We start from the raw sequence: 19,993 nt of genomic DNA, 5'->3' as shown, positions 1-19,993 counted from the left end.
TTCATGGACGCTGCCTATCTTTCGGAATGGGCGAACCTTCTGCTGCGCTGGCTGCACCTGATCGCCGGCGTCGCCTGGATCGGCACGTCCTTCTACTTCATCGGGCTCGACAACCAGCTGGACAAGCCGGCCGACGGCAATCCCCGCGTGGCCGGGGAGCAATGGTCGATCCATGGCGGCGGCTTCTACCACAAGCAGAAATACCTCGTGGCGCCGGAGCGGCTGCCCGAGAAGCTGCACTGGTTCAAATGGGAAGCCTATTGGACCTGGATCAGCGGCTTCTCGCTGTTCGTGCTGATCTATTGGGGGCAGGCCTCGACCTACCTCGTCGACCCCGCGGTGCTCGACATGCCGGCCTGGGTCGCGGTGCTGATCAGCGCGGCGATGCTGGCGGGCGGCTGGGTCGCCTATGACCAGGTGTGCCGGTCGAAGATCGGCGAGAACGAGGCGCTGCTCGGCGCGATCGGCGCGGCGGCGCTCGCGGTCGTCGCCTTCGTCGCCTGCCACGTCTTCGGCGGCCGCGGCGCCTTCCTGCAGGTGGGTGCCATGACGGGCACCATCATGGTCGCGAACGTCGCGATGGTGATCATGCCGGGCCAGCGGAAGATGGTCGCGGCGATGGGCAAGGGCGAGGCGCCGGACCCGAAATACGGCCGCTGGGGCAAGCAGCGCAGCGTGCACAACACCTACCTGACGCTGCCCGTGCTGTTCATCATGATCTCCCCGCACTACCCGATGACCTACCAGTCGCGCTGGAACTGGGTGGTGCTGCTGGCGGTGGGGCTGGCGGGGGCGCTGGTGCGGCAGTATTTCGTGCTGCGGCAGAAGGGGCGGAACGCGGCCTGGCTGCCCGCCGGCGCGGCGGCCGTGGTGGCGCTGCTGATCTGGACTGGCGCGCCCGAGCGGCCGAGCGGCACGGCCGAGGCGCCGCCCTTCGCCGAGGTGCAGGCCATCGTTGCCGCTCGCTGCGTGTCCTGCCACGCGGCGCGGCCGACGCAGGAAGGCTTCGCCGCCCCGCCCAAGGGCGTGATGATGGAAACGCCGCAGCAGGTCCGCCGCTGGGCCGCGTCCATGCGCCAGCAGGTGCAGACCGAGGCGATGCCGCCGGGCAACCTCACCGAGATCACGGCCGAGGAGCGGGCGAAGCTGCTCGCCTGGGTCGCGGCCGGCGCGCCGGCAGATTGAACGGAGGACGACACCATGGCAGGCAACGGACCGGGCACGCTGTCCACCCACGTGCTCAACACCGCCCAGGGGCTGCCCGCCGAAGGCGTGCGCGTCGAGCTCTGGCGGCTCGACCCCGAACCGGCGCAGGTGGTCGAGACGGTGACCAACGCCGATGGCCGCACGCGCGACCCGCTGCTGCCGCCCGGCACCTTCCGCGCCGGGCGCTACGAGCTGCGCTTCCACATCGGCGCCTATTTCCAGGGCCGCGGCATCGCGCCGGAGCCGCTGTTCCTCGATGTGGTCAGCGTGAATGTCGGGCTCGCCGACGGACGCGGGCACTACCACGTGCCGTTGCTGTGCACGCCGTGGTCCTACACGACCTATCGGGGGTCGTGAGGGCTACGGGCCGGGGGGAGGGACCGACCGCTGGCCGGCAGGATGGCGCGCGCGGATGACGGGGTGGCCGCGCGCGAGAACAGGGCTCCCGCGCGGCCGAGGGAGGTCCGGCACGTGCCGGCCGGGCATGAGGCTCGCGGCGGCCGCCCGTCAGCGCAGTCGCCCGGCGGTGTCCTCGGTTAGCCTCTGGTCGAGCGCGGTCAGCACGCCGGCCGGCAGCCCCCAGTGTCGCAGATAGGCCATGAGGGCCCCCACCATCGCGCGGTTGCCGGCCCCCGTATCGTCGGGGAGCGAGTCGTAGCCGTCGAAGCCCGTCGCCTTGCCGATGCTGAAGTAGCTGGCGACCCGCGTCGCCTTTCCGCGCGGGCCGAGTTCCTCGTTCCGCGCGACCATCACCTTCTCGAGCGTCCGTCCCGCCGCCATGTTCGACTCCGGCGGGATCGCCAGCATCCGGACATAGCCGAGCCCGCCGAGCGAGCCCGCGCGCTTCGGGAACACGTGGTCGATCTGAACATCCGCGCCATCGAGCCCGGCCGCGCCGAGTTCCTGGCGCGCGAAGCGTTCGAACGCCGCGCGATACCCGGTCTTCGTCGGCGCGAGCCAGAGCTGCGGCAGGCCCTGGCCGGCGAAGGGCCGCCAGATGAAGCCTTCCGGTTCATCGAGGTTGCCCATCGCCTCCTTCACGCCGCCGGGCCAGCCCGGCACGCCGGGATGGGCGCGGCGGAGTTCCTCGAGGCCCGCCACGCCGATCAGCGTGGCGCGCGCGCAGAAGGCGGCGACGAAGTCGTCGATCTGCCGCTTCACCCAGGCCGGTCGCATCGCCGCTTCTCCATCACATGCGGCCGGCAGCCTGCCATGCCGCGCGCGGGCGCGCGGTGACCGGCTTCACACCCTGACCAGCCCGCCCTGCGGCGCGACCGCCTCGCTGCCGGGGAAGGCGCGCGCGACCGCCGGGCCGGGCAGGCGCAGATGGTCCCGCAGCAACCCCTTCGCGAGCGATCGCAGGTCCGATGTCGGCGCGAGATCCCGCCCCTGGAACAGCTGCGCCTCGGCCAGCCCCGGCCAGGTGCCGGCGACGCGCCCGCCGGCCACCGCGCCGCCGACGAGGAAGGCGACGCCGCCCGTCCCGTGGTCCGTCCCCGCCGTGCCGTTCACGCGCACGGTGCGGCCGAATTCCGTCACCACCAGCACGGCGGTGCGCCGCCAATGCGTGCCCAGCGATTCCTTCAGCGCCGCCAGCCCCTCATCCAACTGCGACAGCGGCGCGTTCAGCCGGTTCGCCTGCTGCGCATGGGTGTCCCAGCCGGAGAGTTCGAAGGCCGCGACGCGCGGACCATCGGGCTGGGACAGCAGCCGCCCCGCGGCCAGCGCCAGCGCCCGGAAGGCGCCGCCCTGGGCGGGGCGGATCGCCGCGTCCTCCCCCAGCGTGCCGGTGGCGTAGCCGCGCACGCGCAGCCCTTCGGCGATGGCCGGCCCCGTCACCGGGTCGGCGGCGTTGAGTTCGGCCACGCGCGCGAAAAGGTCCGGCGGCGGCGTCGCGCTGCCGCGCGGGGCGAAATTGCCGACTGGCGTCGCGCCGCGCATCAGCAGCGGCATGTCGGTGCCGACCGACAGCCCCGCGGGCTGCGCGCCCTGCCGCGCGGGTATCGCGGCCAGCGCGCGGTTCAGCCAGCCGCTGGAAAGCCGCTGGTCGGCGCCTGATTCCAGCAGGTCCTGCGCGTCGAAATGGCTGCGCGTGCGCCAATGGCCGGCGACGGCGTGGACGATCGTCGCCTCCCCCGCGCCGAACATGGCGTGCAGCGCGGCCAGGCGCGGATGCAGGCCGAAATGGCCGCCGAGGTCGAGCAGCCCGCCCTCCTGCCCCGGCTGGGGCAGGGCGAGCGGCCCGCGCAGCCCGGCGAAGGCCGCGTCGCCATAGGGCTGCACGGCATGCAGCCCATCCATCCCGCCGCGCAGCAGCACGACGACCAGCCGCGCATCCCCCGGCGCCTGGGCGAAGGCGACGCGCGCCTGCGGCAAGGCGAGCGCGGCGGACAGGCCGAGCAGCGCCGCGCGGCGGCCGAGGGCGGGGAGATGCGCGCCGCCAGCCGGTCCGGGGCCACCTGCGCCGCGCGCCTGTCCCGCCCCGGCGGCCTCGGCATCCCGGCGGGGACGGACCATGCCGCGTGCATCCCCGGCCGGCGGTCGCGAAGGGTTGCTCATCGCCGGTGGAACTCCGGGCTGGTGACGACAAGCGTCAGCGCTTCCCGCGCCGAGCCCGCGCGGGCGGCCGCGCGCAGCGTCTCGGGCCGGGCGAGGGGGCCGAGCACCGCCTCGGCGAGCCCCGCCGCGTCGCGTTCCGCCCCGCGCGCGGCAAGGCCATTGGCCCATTCGACGCGGCGGAGCATGGCCTCGGGCGAGGCCCATTCGGCGGCGGCATCCGGCCAGCCGATCGGCGCGCGGGCGTTCCAGACCGGCTGGCCGAGGTATTGCAGCGTGCCGACCGCCCGTTCCGCCACCGCCGGCGGCGCGGCCAGGGCGCGCAGCACGGCCAGCACGTAGTCGGTCGGCGGCCGCAGCTTCGACAGCGGCGGGTCCCAGGCTTCCGGCAGCGCGACCAGGGCGCGGGCGGCCGCCCCCAGGTCGCCCCCGCTGTCGCGCAGCGCCGCCTCGATCCGCCGCACCGCGATGGGTGGGGGCGTGTCCGCGACGAAATGCCGCGCCAGCTTGGTCGCGAGGTGCCGCTGCGTCGCCGGGTGGCGGGCGAGGAAGGCCAGCGCCTCGACGCCGCCGGCCTCGCCTTCGGGGAAGGTCCGGCCCAGCAGGCGCTTCTCGCCCGGTTCGTGGGCGGCGGGTCGGAACAGGAAGCCGAAGGGCTCCCGCTGCGGGGCGAAGGACCAGCCGGTGATGATCCGCGCCAGCGCCCCGACATCGGCCTGGGTGTAGCCGGCGGCGGGTGTCACGGTGTGCAGTTCCAGGATCTCGCGCGCCAGGTTCTCGTTCAGCCCCCGCCCGCTGCGCTGGCCCGCGCGGCTGTCTGGCCCGATCGAGGTCGCGTTGTCGAGATAGGCGAGCATGGCCGGGTGGCGGATGACGGCGAGCAGCATCGCCTCGAACCGCCCGGTCACATGGGGGCGGATCGCGTCGCGGATGAAGTGGCCGACCGTGTAGGGGACCTTCTGGCGCCCGACGGTGAAGTGGTTGGCCCAGAAATGGACCAGCCTCTCGCGGAAGCCGGCCTCCTCGGTCGCGGCGAGGGCGAGGTGCGCGGCGGCCTCGGCGCGCCAGATGCGCTGCTGGTGCGGCCGGCCCTGGCCGGCGCGCATCGTCTCGTTGTCCTCGGCCTGCAGGGCGAAGATCTCGCGCAGCGTGGCCGGGTGGCCCTCGGGCAGGGCGGGGGCGGGGGCCGGCGCGGCGACCTGCCCCGCCAGCCAGGCGCGCGGATCCGCCGGCTCGGGGTCCTGCGGCCGGCGGCCGAAGCCGAAGCGGGCGGCGGCGATGACGGTGGCGGGCTGCATGGGGGCAAGCCTAGCCCGGCTTCGTGTTTCCCGTCCGCAACGGAACGTCGCCGGGGGTGCCGATCGGCCGCCCTTAGCCGAATCGCCTCATCCCGCGCTTGCAAAGCGGGCCGGGACGTCGCAGATAGCGCCCACCAACTGACCGGCGTGAACCCTTGCGGGCGGCGCGGAGCCGATGCTCCGGCGCGGGCGCCCGTTTCTGCTTATGGAGGCCCATCGTGGCGCGCACCCCGCTTGAGAAGATCCGTAACATCGGGATCACGGCGCATATCGACGCCGGCAAGACCACCACGACCGAGCGCATCCTCTATTACACCGGCAAGTCGCACAAGATCGGCGAAGTGCACGACGGTGCCACGACGACCGACTACATGGAGCAGGAGCGCGAGCGCGGCATCACCATCACCTCCGCCGCCGTGACGGCGGAGTGGAAGGGCCACCGCATCAACGTCATCGACACGCCCGGCCACATCGACTTCAACATCGAGGTGAACCGGTCCCTGCGCGTGCTCGACGGCGCGGTGTTCGTGATCGAGGGCGTGGCCGGCGTGCAGCCGCAGTCCGAGACCAACTGGCGCCTGGCCGACCGCTACAACGTCCCGCGCATCATCTACATCAACAAGCTCGACCGCACGGGCGCGGACTTCTTCCGCGCGGCGGCGACGCTGACCGAGAAGCTCGGCATCAACTGGGTGGCCCTGCAGATCCCGATCGGGATCGAGGACACGCTGAAGGGCGTCGTCGACCTGGTCGAGATGAAGGCGCTGGTCTGGGAAGGCGACGACCTCGGCGCGAAGTACGACGAGGTCGAGATCCCGGCCGACCTCAAGGAGAAGGCCGCGGAGTACCGCCAGATCCTGATCGACACCTGCGTCGGCGTCGACGAGACGGCGATGGAGGAATACTTCGACAAGGGCGACGTCACGGTCGAGACGCTGAAGCGCTGCATCAAGAAGGGCACGATCAGCGGCGAGTTCCGCCCGGTCGTCTGCGGCTCCTCCTTCAAGAACAAGGGCGTGCAGCCGCTGCTGGATGCGGTGATCGACTACCTGCCCTCCCCGGTCGACATCCCGGGCATCAAGGTGGCGCCGGAGGAAGGCCAGGACGAGACCGCGGACCGCCGCGTGATCCCGGCCGACGAGAACGCGCCCTTCGCCGGCCTCGCCTTCAAGATCATCAACGACAAGTACGGCAACCTGACCTTCGTGCGCGTCTACCGCGGCGTCCTCAAGCAGGGCGACATGGTGATGAACACCACGAAGGGGCAGCGCGAGCGCATCGGCCGCATGTTCCAGATGCACGCCGACAAGCGCGAGGAGATCAAGGAAGTCTCCGCCGGCGACATCGCCGCCTTCGTGGGCCTGAAGGACACCGGCACGGGCGACACGCTCGCCGACCAGGCGGACCCCGTGGTGCTCGAGCGCATGGCCTTCCCGGTGCCGGTCATCGACATCTCCGTCGAGCCCAAGACCAAGGAAGGCGTCGAGAAGATGACGCTCGGCCTGCAGAAGCTGGCCGGCGAGGATCCCTCGCTGCGCCTGCGCACGGACCAGGAGACGGGCCAGACCATCCTCTCCGGCATGGGCGAGCTGCACCTCGAGATCATCGTCGATCGCCTGAAGCGCGAATACGGCGTGGACGCCAACATCGGCGCCCCGCAGGTCGCCTACCGCGAGACGATCACCAAGCCGCACACCGAGACCTACACCCACAAGAAGCAGTCGGGTGGCTCGGGCCAGTACGCCGAGGTGAAGATCGTCTTCGAGCCGAAGGAGCGGAACACGGGCATCGAGTTCGTGAACGGCGTCGTCGGCGGCTCGGTGCCGAAGGAATACATCCCGGCGGTCGAGAAGGGCATCAAGATGCAGGCCGACACCGGCGTGCTGGCCGGCTTCCCGACCGTGGACTTCAAGTACTCCCTGGTGGACGGCAAGTACCACGACGTCGACTCCTCGGCGCTCGCGTTCGAAATCGCCGCCAAGGCCTGCTTCCGCGAAGGCATGAAGAAGGCCGGCCCGGTCATCCTCGAGCCGATCATGGACGTGGAAGTCACGACGCCGCAGGACCATGTCGGCGACGTGGTCGGCGACCTCAACCGCCGCCGCGGCGTCATCCAGTCCCAGGACATGGCCGGCACCTCGGTCATCGTCCGCGCGCATGTCCCGCTGAAGGAGATGTTCGGCTACATCTCCAACCTGCGCGGCATGACGAAGGGGCGCGCCTCCTTCTCCATGCAGTTCCACCACTACGATCCGGTGCCGCGCAACGTGGCCGACGAGATCATGGCGAAGTCCGCCTGATCGCCTGCCCGATCCTGGCGTGAAGCGACGCGGCGCGGGGGGAAGCCCCCGCGCCGTTCGCGTTTCAGGCGCGGCGTTTCCGGCGCGCGGTCAGCCCTTGCCGCCCATGTCGCGCAGCGTCGCCTTCATCGCCATCCGCCGCAGCGCCTGGGTGTCCTCCATCTGGCGCAGCCCTGCCTCGCCGCGGCGCATCGGCTCGGTCACCAGCGCCTGGCGCCGGCCCTGCGGGCGGCGCTCGAAGGCGACGATGCTGTCATAGACGCAGATCGCCTGCGTCGCGGCGGTGAAGTCGGTGATCGCCACCGCGCCGCGCGCATGCGCCGCGTTCAGCTCGTCGAGCTTGTCCTTCACGAACTCCATGAAGCTGCCCGCCGCGCGCAGCCCGCCACCATATTCGGGCCAGTAGCAGGTGTGCAGGTCCTCCAGCAGATACAGCCCGTCCGGCGCCAGGCGCGGATAGAGCAGCTCGAAGCTGGCGCGCAGGTGCTCCATCCGGTGGCTGCCGTCGTCGAGCACGATGTCGATGGCGGGGTATTTCTCCAGCACCGCGGCGATCAGCGCCGGGTCGTCCTGGCTGCCGGTGAAGATCTCGATCCCCTCGGCCTCATGCGCCTTGCAGGCGGGGTCGATGTCGATGCCGACCAGCCGCGCGCCGGGGCCGAGATACGCCTTCCACATCGCCAGCGACCCGCCGCCGAAGACGCCGATCTCGAGCATCACCGGCGACCGGCCGCGATAGGGCCCGATATGGCGCTCGTAGACGTCGAGGTAGTGGACCCATTTGTCCAGCACCTTGCCGCCATTGTTGAGGAGGTAGCGGTGGAGGAAGCCGTCGCCCTGCATGGCCAGTCCGGGACCGTGTCGCGCCGCGAGGGCGCTTGCCCCCGGGCGTAGCGGCGGGCTGGCGCGCGGTCACCTCGCGTTCCAGCGAGCGGCCGCGCCGGACCCCCGCCGCGCTGCGAAACGCTTCACGGCATGGCGCGCGCGACGCCGCTTTGGCCCCCCTCGCGTATCGCCGGTCACTTGCGTGCGAGCGAGGCGGGGGGCCATGCTTCCCGGGCCCGAAAGGCAGAGGAGACCGCCCCATGAGGATGCTGCTCGCCGCCGCCGTCGCCGCCGTGCTGTTCGCGCCGGCCGCCGCCCTTGCCGACTACTACGTGTACTGCGCGAACAACCGGATCGAGGTGGACAGCCGCGACCCGAACCAGATGCGCATCGCGCGCGGTTCGGGCGTGTGCCAGATGGGGCCGAAATTCGGCTTCCTCTCCTCGGCGCAGGATTTCGCGCGGAACAATTTCGGCGGCGCCGGCCGCCCCTGTTCCTGCCGCTGAGGGCGCCATGCGGCACATCCCCGCGCTGCTGCTCGGCCTCGCGCTGCTCGCCCCCGCGACCGCGCTCGCCAACTACTGGGTCTATTGCGACCGCGGGCGCATCGCGGTCGAGGGCCGCGACCCGGACCAGATGCGCATCGCGCGCGGCACCTCCTTCTGCCAGATGGGCCCGCAGATGAGCACGCGCTCCGACGCCGAGAACTTCGCCCGGCGCAATTTCGGCGGCGTCGGCGGCTCCTGCTCCTGCCGGTGAGGGGCAGGCCGCCCGACGACGACGCGACCATCCGCGTGTCGCCGCGCGAAGCGGCGGCGCGCATCGCCGCGCCGCCATCGGGCGGCGGCGGGCGGCGCTGGCTGCTCGCCGGTGTCGCGGGCTTCACCGTGCTCACCGCGCTCGGCGCCGGGGCGGTGTTCCTGCTGGATGAAGGCCCGCCGCCGCCGCAGCGGCTCGGCCCGCGCATGCTGGTGCCGCCGCTGCTGCGCGCGCGCGTCGGCGCCTCGGACGTGCTGTTCATGCTCGCCCGCCGGGCCGAGCAGGACGCGACCGACCCGCCGGACGCGCCCGCGCCGCGCGACCGCATCGAGCTGGTCGCGCTGGATGCCGGGACGCTCGCGCCGCGCTTCGAGGTGCATCTCGCCTCCGTCCCGCGCGGCGCGCTCGGCGATGCCGCGCTGATTGCCGAGCAGGGGGCGACGGTCTGGATCTGGCTCGGCGGCCTCGGCGCCGTCTCGGCGGTGGATGGGCGCGTGCTGGCCGACCAGGACGGGCTGGCCGAGCGCAACCCGCAGGTCGTCTTCGCCAATCTGCGCGCGCGCGGCGCGCTGCGCACCGCCGACGCGCTGGTGATCGAGGGGCCGACGCTGGGCGGGCCCTGGCGGCTCGACCCGCGGGACTTCGCGGCGAGCCTGGCCAACCAGCCCCCGCCTCGGCCGCTGCCGCCGCTGCACGCCCCGGCCCAGGCCGGGCAGGGCGGCCCCACCGCCTTCCGGCTGAACGAGGCGCGGATCGGCCCGGCCTGGTTCGGCCTGCCCGCCGAGACCGAGAAGCTCGCCGGGCCGATGGCCCCGCGCGGGCGCGGCTTCATCGCCCCGGCCGTGTCGCCGCCGGGCGCGCCGCAGGCGCTCTGGCGCGGCGCGGTGCGCATGGCCTCGGCCGCGCCGCCGAACTGGCCCGCCAACATGCCGAACCGCTTCGGGGAGGCCGAGCGCCTGGTCGACCTGGCCGCGGTGCCGGGCGCCACGGGGCTGCACCTGGCCGGCTTCCTGACCGCCGGCACGCCGGACCCGCTGCGCCCGGCCCCGGATGCGCTGCTGCTGCTGCATGGCGCGCCGGGCCAGCCGCTCGGGCTGATGCGGATCGGCGCCGATGGGCGCATCGCCTGGCGCGCGGCGCTGCCGGTCGGCGCGGTGCGCAGCGTGCTGCCGGGTGCTGCGCACCTGCTGCTCGCCGACTGGCGCGGCACTGTCGCGACGGCGGGGGCGCGCATCGTCTCGGTCGCGCTGGACGACGGCGCGGTGGCCGAGCTCGCGCTCAGCGCCTGAGGAAATGCGTCCCCGTCGCCTCGATCACCACGACGCCGTCGGCGACGCGCCGGCCGGTGTGCCTGAGCTTCGCGATGCCGAGCGGGCGGCCGGAGCGGGAGGGGCGGACCTCCAGCACCTCGGTGCGCACCGCGATCTCCTCCCCCGGGCGGAGCGGCGCGGGCCATTTCGTGTCGATCTGGTTGCCGCCGAGCGAGACGCCGGCGAGCAGCCCGCTGCCCATCACCCGGCCGAACACGGCCGAGAGCGTGTGCAGCCCGCTGACCACGAGTTCGCCGAAGATGCTCTCGCGCGCCGCCTCGGCATCGAGGTGGAAGTATTGCGGGTCGTATTTCGCGGCGAAGGCCACCACCTCCTCGAGCGGGAGGCTGAGCGTGCCGAGATCCCAGGCCATGCCGGGGGCGAGGTCGTCGAGGGAGCGGATCGGATCCATGGGGTGCCACGCTACCGCCACCTTCCGGGTCTGTCCTGCCCCTGACCCGCGCCCGCGCGGCCCCGTCGCGCCCCGAGGGAAGGAAACCGCCATGCGCCGCCCGATGATCGCCCTCCTGCTCCTGCTCGCCGCGGGCTGCACCGCGGGCCCGCCCGCCGTGCCGCCCACCCCGGCCGCGCGCCATGCCGGGCTGGTCGCGCTGACCGACACCTCGGCCGGGCGCGTCGTCGACCACCTCGCCTTCCGGGAGCGGCGGGAGGTGGAGGAGGCCGCGACGCTGCGCTTCGGCGCCGGCGGCATGCCGCGCACGCCGCCGCCCCCGGCGGTGCCCGCGGCCGGGGCGGTGATGGACCCGGCGATGGACCTGCTGCTGATCCATGCGCAGCGGCTGTCGGCCCTCTCGCTCGGCGGCGTCGCCGCGGGGGATGCCGAGGCGACGGCCGCGCTCGCGCGGGTCGAATCCGCCATCGGCGCCCTGCGCGGGACACCCGGCCCCTGGCCGGCGGAAGCGGCCCGCCAGCGCGCGGCGGGGGCCTTCCGCGCGCTCGCCGCGCCGGCGCCGCAGGGCAGCGACGCGGCGGGCTTCGCCGCGGGGCGCCAGGGCGCGGTCGCCGAGGCCACGGGCTTCCTCCAGGCGCTGGTCGGGCGCGACGCGCGCGGCGGCCTGCGCGCGGTGCTGGCCGAGCGCCACCGCGGCTGGCGCGGCGCGCAGGAAGCGGTGCTCGCCGCCGCGCGCAACGACCGCAACCTCTCGCCGCAGGACCGGATGGCGCTGTGGAACCGCACCCAGGCCCGGCTCGCGGCCGATGCGCCGGATGTCGCGGCGGCGGAACTCGCGCAGGTCTTCGCCGCCATGCCGGCCGCGCACCGCGCCGCCGGGGCGGGCGACGAGGCGGGGGTGGAAGCCTTCGCGACATCCGTCGCGCGGCTGCGGGCGATCGAGGCGCAGGCGCGCTGAGGGGGATTGGCGCGCCGCCATCCGCGGTGTAGCCACCCCGCAACCCCAGCCCGACCCGGAGTGCCGCCCGCATGGCCGCCATCGCCGACATCATCGCCCGCGAGGTCCTCGATTCCCGCGGCAACCCGACCGTCGAGGCGGAGGTGGTGCTCGACACCGGGGCGCGTGGCCACGCCATCGTCCCCTCCGGTGCCTCGACCGGCGCGCATGAGGCGGTGGAGCTGCGCGACGGCGACAAGGCTCGCTACGGCGGCAAGGGCGTGCTCAAGGCCGTCGCCAATGTCGAGGGCGAGATCTTCGACGCGATCTCCGGGATGGACCCGCTCGACCAGGTCAAGATCGACGAGACGCTGATCGAGCTGGACGGCACGCCGAACAAGGCGCGGCTCGGGGCGAACGCGATGCTCGCCGTCTCGCTCGCGGTCGCCAAGGCGGCGGCGGCGGACCTCGACATCCCGCTCTATCGCCATGTCGGCGGCGTCTTCGCCCGCACCCTGCCGGTGCCGATGATGAACATCATCAACGGCGGCAAGCACGCGGACAATCCGATCGACATCCAGGAATTCATGATCATGCCGGTCGGCGCCGGCACGATCGCCGATGCGGTGCGCGTCGGTTCCGAGGTGTTCATGGCGCTGAAGAAGGCGCTGCACGACGCCGGGCATTCGACCAATGTCGGCGACGAGGGCGGCTTCGCGCCGAACCTGAAGTCGGCGGACGAGGCGCTCGGCTTCATCGCCAAGGCCTGCGAGGCGGCCGGGCACCGGGTGGGGGAGGACGTGGTTTTCGCGCTGGACTGCGCCGCGACCGAGTTCTTCCACGACGGCAGGTACGTGATGGAAGGCGAGGGCAAGACGCTCGATGCCGGCGGCATGGCCGACTACCTGGCCGGCCTCTGCGCCAACTGGCCGATCGTGTCGATCGAGGACGGCATGAGCGAGGATGACTGGGCCGGATGGAAGGCGCTGACCGACCGGATCGGCGCCAAGGTCCAGCTGGTGGGCGACGACCTGTTCGTGACGAACCCCGAGCGGCTGCGCCAGGGGATCGAGCGCGCGACGGCCAACGCCATCCTGGTGAAGGTCAACCAGATCGGCACGCTGACCGAGACGCTGGAGGCGGTCGAGACCGCCCATCGCGCCGGCTACCGCTCGGTGATGAGCCATCGTTCCGGCGAGAGCGAGGATGCGACCATCGCCGACCTCGCGGTCGCGACGAATTGCGGGCAGATCAAGACCGGGTCGCTGTCGCGGTCGGATCGCCTGGCCAAGTACAACCGGCTGATCCGCATCGAGCAGGGGCTCGGGCCGGCCGCGCGCTATGCCGGGCGCGGCGCGATCCGCCGCCTGTGAGTCCTTTCTGCCGCGCCGGTGCGGAAAAGTGACGCGCCGGCGTGGATTTCCTGGACGAAGCGGGTGACACGGATTCGCGGGCGCGACTAGAATCGGGTCCCGCCACCACCACGGGTTGTCCTCTTTGCGTTTCCTGAAGCGCGTCATCCAGGCTCTCGCCCTGCCGTCGCTGTTCCTGGCGCTGTCCGGATACTTCATCTGGAACGCCATGCACGGCGAGCGCGGCCTGATCGCGCGCGAGCACCGGATGGCCGACATCGCCGCCGCACGGGCCGAGTTGAGCCGTGCCGAGGCGGACCGGGAGGCGATCGAGCGGCGCGTCACGGGCCTGCGCGGCGACCGTGTCGACCGCGACCAGCTGGACGAGCGGGCCCGGGCGCTGCTGAACATGGTCGGGCGGGACGAGATCGTCGTGCCCTACGGGCCGGAGCGACGGCTCTACCAGTAGCGGCGGGGCGATGCGGGCCTGCCCGGCGAGGCCCCGCGCACGGGAAATTTTCCGCCTTCCGCAGGCTCCGCTGCTTCCGCCGGACGATGCTTCCCTTTGCGAAAGTTGCGCGGCGCCGGTGGCTTGAGAGGGCTTCCTTTCGTCGCGGCGCGATGCCTCGCGGCGCCTCGAAGGCGGGGACAAGCGTTTAACCGCAATTCGGTTAATCGTCGTATTGCATTGCAAAAGAAGGATTTTTCGGACCGGTGCCGCTTGCGCGGCGGCCATGCGGCGCCCTATGTCCGGAAAAGATCGTCGTCCCGGAGGAAACCGCGCATGGCCCAGGCCGCAGAGACCCAACAGAAGCGCCGCGGGAAGGCCAAGGAACCGCCGATCGCCCGGGCGGACCTGATGAAGGCCTACCGGGACATGCTGCTGATTCGCCGCTTCGAGGAGAAGGCAGGCCAGCTGTACGGCATGGGCCTGATCGGCGGCTTCTGCCACCTGTACATCGGCCAGGAAGCGGTCGTGGTGGGCATGCAGATGTGCCTCAAGCCCGGCGACCAGGTCATCACGTCCTACCGCGACCACGGGCACATGCTGGCGACGGGCATGGAGGCGCGCGGCGTCATGGCCGAGCTGACCGGGCGCATCGGCGGCTATTCCAAGGGCAAGGGCGGGAGCATGCACATGTTCTCCCGCGAGAAGGGCTTCTATGGCGGGCACGGGATCGTCGGCGCGCAGGTGAGCCTCGGCGCCGGCCTCGCCTTCGCCAACTGGTACCGCGAGGACGGCCACGTCGCCGTCACCTATTTCGGCGAGGGCGCGTCGAACCAGGGCCAGGTGTTCGAGAGCCTGAACCTCGCCGCGCTGTTCAAGCTGCCCTGCATCTTCATCATCGAGAACAACAAGTACGGCATGGGCACGAGCGTGGAGCGCGCCAGCGCGTCGCGCGACCTGTCGCAGAACGGCGCAGCCTGGGGCATCCCCGGCGAGCAGGTGAACGGCATGGACGTGATCGCCGTGCGGGAAGCCGGCGAGCGCGCCGTCGCCCACTGCCGCGCGGGCAAGGGGCCGTACCTGCTGGAGATGAAGACCTACCGCTACCGCGGCCATTCCATGTCCGACCCGGCGAAGTACCGCACGCGGGAGGAAGTGCAGAAGATGCGCGAGCAGTCCGACTGCATCGAGACGGCGCGCAAGATGCTGCTGGACCAGCTGGGCGTGAGCGAGGCCGAGCTGAAGGTGATCGACGACGAGGTGAAGGCGATCGTGCAGGACAGCGCGGATTTCGCGCAGGCCTCCCCCGAGCCGCCGGAGAGCGAATTGTGGACCGACGTGCTCGTGGAGGCGAAGTGACATGGGTGCCGTGATCCTGATGCCGGCCCTTTCGCCCACCATGACCGAGGGCAAGCTGGCGCGCTGGCTCAAGAAGGAAGGCGATGCGGTGAAGTCCGGCGACGTGATCGCCGAGATCGAGACCGACAAGGCGACGATGGAGGTCGAGGCGGTGGACGAGGGCACCATCACCGCGATCCTGGTGCCCGAGGGCACCGAGGGCGTGCAGGTGAACAGCGCGATCGCCGAGCTGGACGGCGGCGCCGGCGGCACCGCCGCGAAGACCGCGCATGGCATCACCAACAAGAACCCGCGCGAGAACGAGAAGATGATCGCCGATGCCGGCACCGCGACGCGCGCGGATGCGACCATTCCCGCTTCCCCCCGCGCGCCGGAGATGCAGCCCGAGCGCGACTGGGGCCCGATGAAGGCCATCACGGTGCGCGAGGCGCTGCGCGACGCCATGGCCGCCGAGATGCGCCGTGACCGCGACGTGTTCCTGATCGGCGAGGAGGTCGCGCAGTACCAGGGCGCCTACAAGATCTCCCAGGGCCTGCTGGATGAGTTCGGCCCCAAGCGCGTGATGGACATGCCCATCACCGAACACGGCTTCACCGGCATGGCGGTGGGCGCGGCCTTCACCGGCCTCAAGCCGATCGTCGAGTTCATGACCTTCAACTTCTCGATGCAGGCGATCGACCAGATCATCAACTCGGCCGCCAAGACGCTGTACATGTCGGGCGGGCAGCTGGGCTGCCAGATCGTCTTCCGCGGCCCGAACGGTGCGGCGTCCCGCGTCGCCGCGCAGCATTCGCAGTGCTACGCGTCGTGGTACGCGCACTGCCCGGGGCTGAAGGTGGTGGCACCCTGGAGTGCGGCGGACGCCAAGGGCCTGCTGCGGGCCGCGATCCGCGACCCCAACCCGGTCATCGTGCTCGAGAACGAGATCATGTACGGGCAGACCTTCGACTGCCCGACGGATGAGGAGTTCATCCTGCCGATCGGCAAGGCGAAGGTGGAACGGCCGGGGACGGACGTGACCATCGTCGCCTTCTCGATCATGGTCGGCATGGCGATGCAGGCGGCCGACGCGCTCGCCGCCCAGGGCATCAGCGCGGAGGTGATCAACCTGCGCAGCCTGCGCCCGCTGGACACCGAGACGATCGCCGCGTCGGTGCGCAAGACGAACCGGCTGGTGACGCTCGAGGAAGGCTGGCCCTATGCCGGCATCGGCGCCGAGGTCGCGATGCAGATCATGGAGACCTGCTTCGACCACCTGGATGCGCCGCCGGTGCGCGTCACGGGCCTCGACATCCCGATGCCCTACGCGGCCAACCTGGAAAAGCTCGCGCTGCCCCGCCTCGAGCAGGTGGTCGATGCCGCGAAGCGCGTGACCTACAAGTAAGGCGGGGGAAGCACCGATGGCCACGAACATCCTGATGCCCGCGCTCTCCCCCACCATGACGGAGGGCAACCTGGCGCGCTGGCTGAAGAAGGAAGGCGAGCGCATCAAGGCCGGCGACGTGATCGCCGAGATCGAGACCGACAAGGCGACGATGGAAGTGGAAGCCGTGGATGAGGGCATCCTCGGCAAGATCGTCGTGCCCGCCGGCACGCAGGCCGTGAAGGTGAACGACGTCATCGCCGTGCTGGTCGAGGCCGGGGAGGCGGTGCCCGCATCCGGCGACCCCGCCCCCGCGCCGGCCCCGGCGGCCGCACCCGCGCCCGCCGCGCCCGCGCCTGCCGCCGTCGCGCCGGTCGCGCTGAACCCGCAGCCGCTGCCGCCTTCGGGCGGGGACCGCGTCTTCGTCTCCCCGCTCGCGCGGCGCATGGCGCAGCAGGCGGGGCTCGACCTGACGCGCGTGAAGGGGTCCGGCCCGAACGGGCGGATCGTGAAGGCGGATGTGGAAGCCGCGCTGTCCCGCGGCCCGGCCGCGGCACCCGTTGCCGCCGCCGCCGCGCCTGTCGCCGCGCCGAAGCCCGCGGCCGCGCCGGTCGTCGTCACCGCGCCGCATACCGCGGTGCCCAACAGCACGATGCGCAAGGTGATCGCGCGCCGCCTGTCGGAATCCAAGGCGACGATCCCGCATTTCTACGTGACGATGGACATCGAGATCGACGCGCTGCTGAAGCTGCGCGCCGACCTCAACGCGCGCTCGCCCAAGGACGGGCCGGGTGCGTACAAGCTGTCGGTCAACGACCTGGTGATCAAGGCGACGGCGGCCACACTTCGGCGCTTCCCCGCCTGCAACGCCACGTGGACCGAGGACGCGATCCTCCAGTACCATGATGTCGACATCTCGGTGGCGGTGAGCATCCCCGAAGGGCTGATCACGCCGATCGTGCGGGGGGCGGACAAGAAGGGCCTGGCGGCGATCAGCAACGAGATGAAGGACCTCGCCGCGCGGGCGAAGTCCGGCAAGCTGAAGCCCGAGGAATTCCAGGGCGGCGGCTTCTCCATCTCCAACATGGGGATGTATGGCGTGAGTGACTTCAGCGCCATCATCAACCCGCCGCAGGCCGGCATCCTTGCGGTCTCCGCGGGCTTGCAGAAGCCGGTGGTGAAGGATGGCGCGCTGGCGATCGCGACGGTGATGACCTGCACCCTGTCGGTGGACCACCGCGTGATCGACGGGGCGCTGGCGGCGGAGTTCATGCAGGCGCTGAAGCGCACCATCGAGGATCCGCTGAGCCTGATGCTGTGACCGGGCATCCGATCGCAGCGCGGCGCCCCGCATCGGAGGCGTGACGCGGATGTCCGGACTGCGCATCCGCGAAGCGACACCCGCTGACGTGCCGGTTATCACCCGCTTCGTCTACGCGCTGGCCGAATACGAGAAGCTGGCGCATGAGGCGCGCGGGACCGAGGCCGACTTCCACGCCGCGATCTTCGGCACGCCGCAGCGCGCGGGATGCCTCGTCGCGGAGGTGGAAGGCGAGGCCGCGGGCATCGCGCTGTATCACTGGACCTTCTCCACCTTCCTCGCCAAGCACGGCAGGTGGCTCGAAGACCTTTGGGTGGAACCGCGCTTCCGCCGCCAGGGCATCGCGAAGGCGCTCTTCGCGCGGCTTGCGCGCGACACGCTGGCCGAAGGCGGCGGGCGGCTCGCCTGGAGCGTGCTCGACTGGAACACGCCGGCCATCGCGACCTATGACGCGATGGGGGCGGAAGCGCTGAAGGAATGGATCACGCGGCGCCTGGCCGGCGACGCGCTCGCAACCCTTGCGAAGGAGGCCGCGTGATGGCCGAGCAGTTCGACCTGGTGGTGGTGGGCGGCGGCCCGGGCGGCTATGTGGCCGCGATCCGCGCGAGCCAGCTCAAGATGAAGGTCGCGCTGGTGGAGCGCGAGAATCTGGGCGGCATCTGCCTCAACTGGGGCTGCATCCCGACCAAGGCGCTGCTGCGCGCGAGCGAGATCAACCACCTGCTGCACAGCCTCGATGCCTATGGCTTCGCGGCCGACAATGTCCGCTTCGACTTCGCCAAGGTGGTCAAGCGGTCGCGCGGCGTGGCGGCGCAGCTGTCCGGCGGCGTGAAGCACCTGCTGAAGAAGAACAAGGTCACGGTCTTCGACGGGCATGGCAGGCTCGCCGGGCCCGGCAAGCTCGCCGTCACGAAGGACGGCAAGCCGGTCGCCGACATCGCGGCGAAGCACATCATCCTGGCCACCGGCGCGCGCGCCCGCGTGCTGCCGGGGATGGAGCCGGACGGCAAGCTCATCTGGTCGTACCGGGAGGCGATGGTCGCCCCCGCGCTGCCCAAGCGGCTGATCGTCATCGGCTCGGGCGCGATCGGGTCGGAATTCGCCTCCTTCTACCTGAACATGGGGTCCGAGGTGACGCTGATCGAGGCGATGGACCGCATCCTGCCGGTCGAGGACGCCGAGGTCTCCGCCTTCGTCCAGAAGGCCTTCGAGAAGCAGAAGATGAAGGTCATCGTCGGCGCCAAGGTGCAGGGCGTCCGCCGCGAAGGCGACGGTGTGGCCGCCATCGTGGAAGCCGGCGGCAAGGTGACGGAGATCAAGGCCGACCGGCTGATCAGCGCCGTGGGCATCGTCGGCAACGTGGAGGAGCTGGGCCTCGAGGGGACGAAGGTGCAGGTGGATCGCACCCATGTCGTCACCGACGCGATGGGCCGCACGGGCGAACCGGGCGTCTATGCCATCGGCGACCTGACCGGCCCGCCCTGGCTCGCGCATAAGGCGAGCCATGAAGGCATCATCACGGTCGAGGCCATCGCGGGGATGCACCCCCATGCGATGGACGTGCTGAACATCCCGGGCTGCACCTATTGCCGCCCGCAGGTCGCCAGCGTGGGGCTGACGGAAGCCGCGGCCAAGGCGAAGGGCTATGAGCTGAAGGTCGGCCGCTTCCCCTTCATCGGCAACGGCAAGGCCATCGCCATGGGCGAGCCCGAGGGCTTCGTGAAGACGGTCTTCGACGCCAAGACCGGCGCGCTGCTCGGGGCCCACATGGTCGGGCCCGAGGTGACGGAGATGATCCAGGGCTACGGCATCGCCCGCACGCTGGAGACGACCGAGGCGGAGCTGATGCACACCGTCTTCCCCCACCCGACGGTGAGCGAGGCGATGCATGAGAGCGTCCTGGACGCCTATGGCCGCGTGATTCACATCTAGACGCCGTTCATGACCCCGCCGGGGCAAGAAACCTGACGGCCGATCGGTTCGGTGTCGGTATAGCCGGCCGCGTCGAAGATTCCGGAGAGAGACCATGTTCGGACTGTCCCGTCGCCTGCTGGCGGCCGCCCTCTTCTTCGGAGGCTTGCTCGTCGCCGGGGCCCCCGTGGCTGACGCGCAGCAGCCGCAGCTCCGCAGCCTGATCTTTCGCAACAATTGCGGCACGCAGGTCCGCCTGCTGGTCCGGCATGCGGAGGATACGCGCTACTACACCACCACCGGTTTCTACACGATCCGGCCCAACACCTCGACGAGACTGACCGAGCGTGGTGACAACATCATGCACATGACGGGCTATCCGCTCTTTTTCTTCGCCGAGTCCGGCAATGGGCGCACCTGGTCTTCGCCGGAGGTCACGGTCGCCCACAACGGCATCAATTACCGGATGGTCCGCGCGAACCAGACCGTGTCCGGCGACAGCATCCTCTTCGGGGTCGGGTGCTGACGGCAGGTGCGACGGCCGCCGGCGGGGGGCGGCGGCGACCGGGCTCCGTGCGGCCTGCGGCCCTGTCGCGATCGCGCCGACCCGGGGCTGTGTTTGCCGCGCCCCGCGTT

Annotated in this window: 20 protein-coding genes; 15 read left to right on the top strand and 5 right to left on the bottom strand. The window is 71.5% G+C overall.

All coding sequences use genetic code 11. The features are described 5' to 3' along the window. The first annotated feature begins 3 nt into the window (after positions 1 to 3). Together J5Y09_RS11535 and uraH are read left to right on the top strand one after the other, a co-directional pair. The gene (locus J5Y09_RS11535) at positions 4 to 1,185 is read left to right on the top strand and encodes a urate hydroxylase PuuD (protein ID WP_209351929.1); all 1,182 of its coding nucleotides are present in this window, start codon (positions 4 to 6) and stop codon (positions 1,183 to 1,185) included. A 15-nt stretch (positions 1,186 to 1,200) separates the two neighbouring features. Next, on the top strand, positions 1,201 to 1,563 hold the full coding sequence (gene uraH, locus J5Y09_RS11530) for a hydroxyisourate hydrolase (RefSeq protein ID WP_209351927.1): 363 nt from the start codon (positions 1,201 to 1,203) through the stop codon (positions 1,561 to 1,563). 150 nt (positions 1,564 to 1,713) lie between these two features. On the opposite strand, the gene J5Y09_RS11525 is transcribed toward uraH, so the two are convergent. From J5Y09_RS11525 to J5Y09_RS11515, 3 genes are all read right to left on the bottom strand, one after another. Beyond that, entirely contained in the window at positions 1,714 to 2,382 is a 669-nt protein-coding gene (locus J5Y09_RS11525; RefSeq protein ID WP_209351926.1) for a hypothetical protein, read from the bottom strand. A 66-nt stretch (positions 2,383 to 2,448) separates the two neighbouring features. Further along, complete coding sequence (locus J5Y09_RS11520) at positions 2,449 to 3,723, bottom strand: DUF1501 domain-containing protein (RefSeq protein ID WP_209351925.1); 1,275 nt, start codon at positions 3,721 to 3,723, stop codon at positions 2,449 to 2,451. Positions 3,724 to 3,761: 38 nt separating this feature from the next. Further along, positions 3,762 to 5,060, bottom strand: a complete 1,299-nt coding sequence (locus tag J5Y09_RS11515; protein WP_209351922.1) for a DUF1800 domain-containing protein — start codon at positions 5,058 to 5,060, stop codon at positions 3,762 to 3,764. A 218-nt stretch (positions 5,061 to 5,278) separates the two neighbouring features. Here J5Y09_RS11515 and fusA point away from each other — a divergent pair, with 218 nt between their 5' ends. Further along, positions 5,279 to 7,360 carry an elongation factor G gene (fusA, locus tag J5Y09_RS11510; RefSeq protein ID WP_209351921.1) on the top strand — a complete coding sequence of 694 codons (2,082 nt, stop codon included), beginning with the start codon at positions 5,279 to 5,281 and terminating at the stop codon, positions 7,358 to 7,360. A 90-nt stretch (positions 7,361 to 7,450) separates the two neighbouring features. On the opposite strand, the gene J5Y09_RS11505 is transcribed toward fusA, so the two are convergent. After that, entirely contained in the window at positions 7,451 to 8,203 is a 753-nt protein-coding gene (locus J5Y09_RS11505) for a class I SAM-dependent methyltransferase (RefSeq protein WP_209351919.1), read from the bottom strand. Between the two features lie 242 nt (positions 8,204 to 8,445). On the opposite strand from J5Y09_RS11505, the gene J5Y09_RS11500 reads away from it, so the two are divergent. Genes J5Y09_RS11500 through J5Y09_RS11490 form a run of 3 tightly spaced genes read left to right on the top strand, consistent with a single transcriptional unit; the run spans position 8,446 to position 10,233 of the window. After that, positions 8,446 to 8,691 (top strand): hypothetical protein, encoded by a 246-nt coding sequence (locus J5Y09_RS11500; protein ID WP_209351918.1) that lies wholly within the window; start codon positions 8,446 to 8,448, stop codon positions 8,689 to 8,691. Between the two features lie 7 nt (positions 8,692 to 8,698). Then, complete coding sequence (locus J5Y09_RS11495; protein ID WP_198378266.1) at positions 8,699 to 8,944, top strand: hypothetical protein; 246 nt, start codon at positions 8,699 to 8,701, stop codon at positions 8,942 to 8,944. Then, complete coding sequence (locus tag J5Y09_RS11490; protein WP_209351916.1) at positions 8,941 to 10,233, top strand: hypothetical protein; 1,293 nt, start codon at positions 8,941 to 8,943, stop codon at positions 10,231 to 10,233. The genes J5Y09_RS11495 and J5Y09_RS11490 overlap by 4 nt, the downstream gene beginning before the upstream one ends. Here J5Y09_RS11490 and J5Y09_RS11485 read toward each other — a convergent pair. Continuing rightward, positions 10,223 to 10,666 (bottom strand): MaoC/PaaZ C-terminal domain-containing protein, encoded by a 444-nt coding sequence (locus tag J5Y09_RS11485; RefSeq protein WP_209351915.1) that lies wholly within the window; start codon positions 10,664 to 10,666, stop codon positions 10,223 to 10,225. The two genes, J5Y09_RS11490 and J5Y09_RS11485, sit on opposite strands and share 11 nt — an antisense overlap. Positions 10,667 to 10,757: 91 nt before the next feature. Between J5Y09_RS11485 and J5Y09_RS11480 the strand changes: the two genes are divergently transcribed. From J5Y09_RS11480 to J5Y09_RS11440, 9 genes are all read left to right on the top strand, one after another. Beyond that, positions 10,758 to 11,624, top strand: a complete 867-nt coding sequence (locus J5Y09_RS11480; RefSeq protein WP_209351914.1) for a hypothetical protein — start codon at positions 10,758 to 10,760, stop codon at positions 11,622 to 11,624. Positions 11,625 to 11,695: 71 nt separating this feature from the next. Next, a complete protein-coding gene (gene eno, locus J5Y09_RS11475) occupies positions 11,696 to 12,976 on the top strand; it encodes a phosphopyruvate hydratase (RefSeq protein ID WP_209351912.1) in 1,281 nt (426 codons plus the stop codon). Between the two features lie 124 nt (positions 12,977 to 13,100). Beyond that, positions 13,101 to 13,424 (top strand): FtsB family cell division protein, encoded by a 324-nt coding sequence (locus tag J5Y09_RS11470; RefSeq protein ID WP_209351910.1) that lies wholly within the window; start codon positions 13,101 to 13,103, stop codon positions 13,422 to 13,424. 390 nt (positions 13,425 to 13,814) lie between these two features. Then, positions 13,815 to 14,762 carry a pyruvate dehydrogenase (acetyl-transferring) E1 component subunit alpha gene (pdhA, locus tag J5Y09_RS11465; RefSeq protein WP_245217071.1) on the top strand — a complete coding sequence of 316 codons (948 nt, stop codon included), beginning with the start codon at positions 13,815 to 13,817 and terminating at the stop codon, positions 14,760 to 14,762. 1 nt (position 14,763) lies between these two features. Continuing rightward, positions 14,764 to 16,146, top strand: coding sequence for a pyruvate dehydrogenase complex E1 component subunit beta (locus J5Y09_RS11460; protein ID WP_209351906.1), 1,383 nt, complete (start codon positions 14,764 to 14,766; stop codon positions 16,144 to 16,146). Between the two features lie 16 nt (positions 16,147 to 16,162). Then, positions 16,163 to 17,446: a pyruvate dehydrogenase complex dihydrolipoamide acetyltransferase gene (locus J5Y09_RS11455; RefSeq protein WP_209351905.1), complete on the top strand. Its 1,284-nt coding sequence runs from the start codon at positions 16,163 to 16,165 to the stop codon at positions 17,444 to 17,446. A gap of 49 nt (positions 17,447 to 17,495) precedes the next feature. Further along, positions 17,496 to 17,984 carry a GNAT family N-acetyltransferase gene (locus tag J5Y09_RS11450; protein WP_209351903.1) on the top strand — a complete coding sequence of 163 codons (489 nt, stop codon included), beginning with the start codon at positions 17,496 to 17,498 and terminating at the stop codon, positions 17,982 to 17,984. Then, positions 17,984 to 19,378 carry a dihydrolipoyl dehydrogenase gene (gene lpdA, locus J5Y09_RS11445; RefSeq protein WP_209351901.1) on the top strand — a complete coding sequence of 465 codons (1,395 nt, stop codon included), beginning with the start codon at positions 17,984 to 17,986 and terminating at the stop codon, positions 19,376 to 19,378. The genes J5Y09_RS11450 and lpdA overlap by 1 nt, the downstream gene beginning before the upstream one ends. A gap of 94 nt (positions 19,379 to 19,472) precedes the next feature. Beyond that, positions 19,473 to 19,883 carry a hypothetical protein gene (locus J5Y09_RS11440; RefSeq protein ID WP_209351900.1) on the top strand — a complete coding sequence of 137 codons (411 nt, stop codon included), beginning with the start codon at positions 19,473 to 19,475 and terminating at the stop codon, positions 19,881 to 19,883. Positions 19,884 to 19,993 lie beyond the last annotated feature (110 nt).

This window comes from Roseomonas nitratireducens (genome assembly GCF_017813355.1).
GTDB classification, from domain to species: Bacteria; Pseudomonadota; Alphaproteobacteria; order Acetobacterales; family Acetobacteraceae; genus Neoroseomonas; species Neoroseomonas nitratireducens.
Note: the sequence above shows the minus strand (reverse complement) of the source record. Positions and strands in the feature narration are given on the sequence as shown.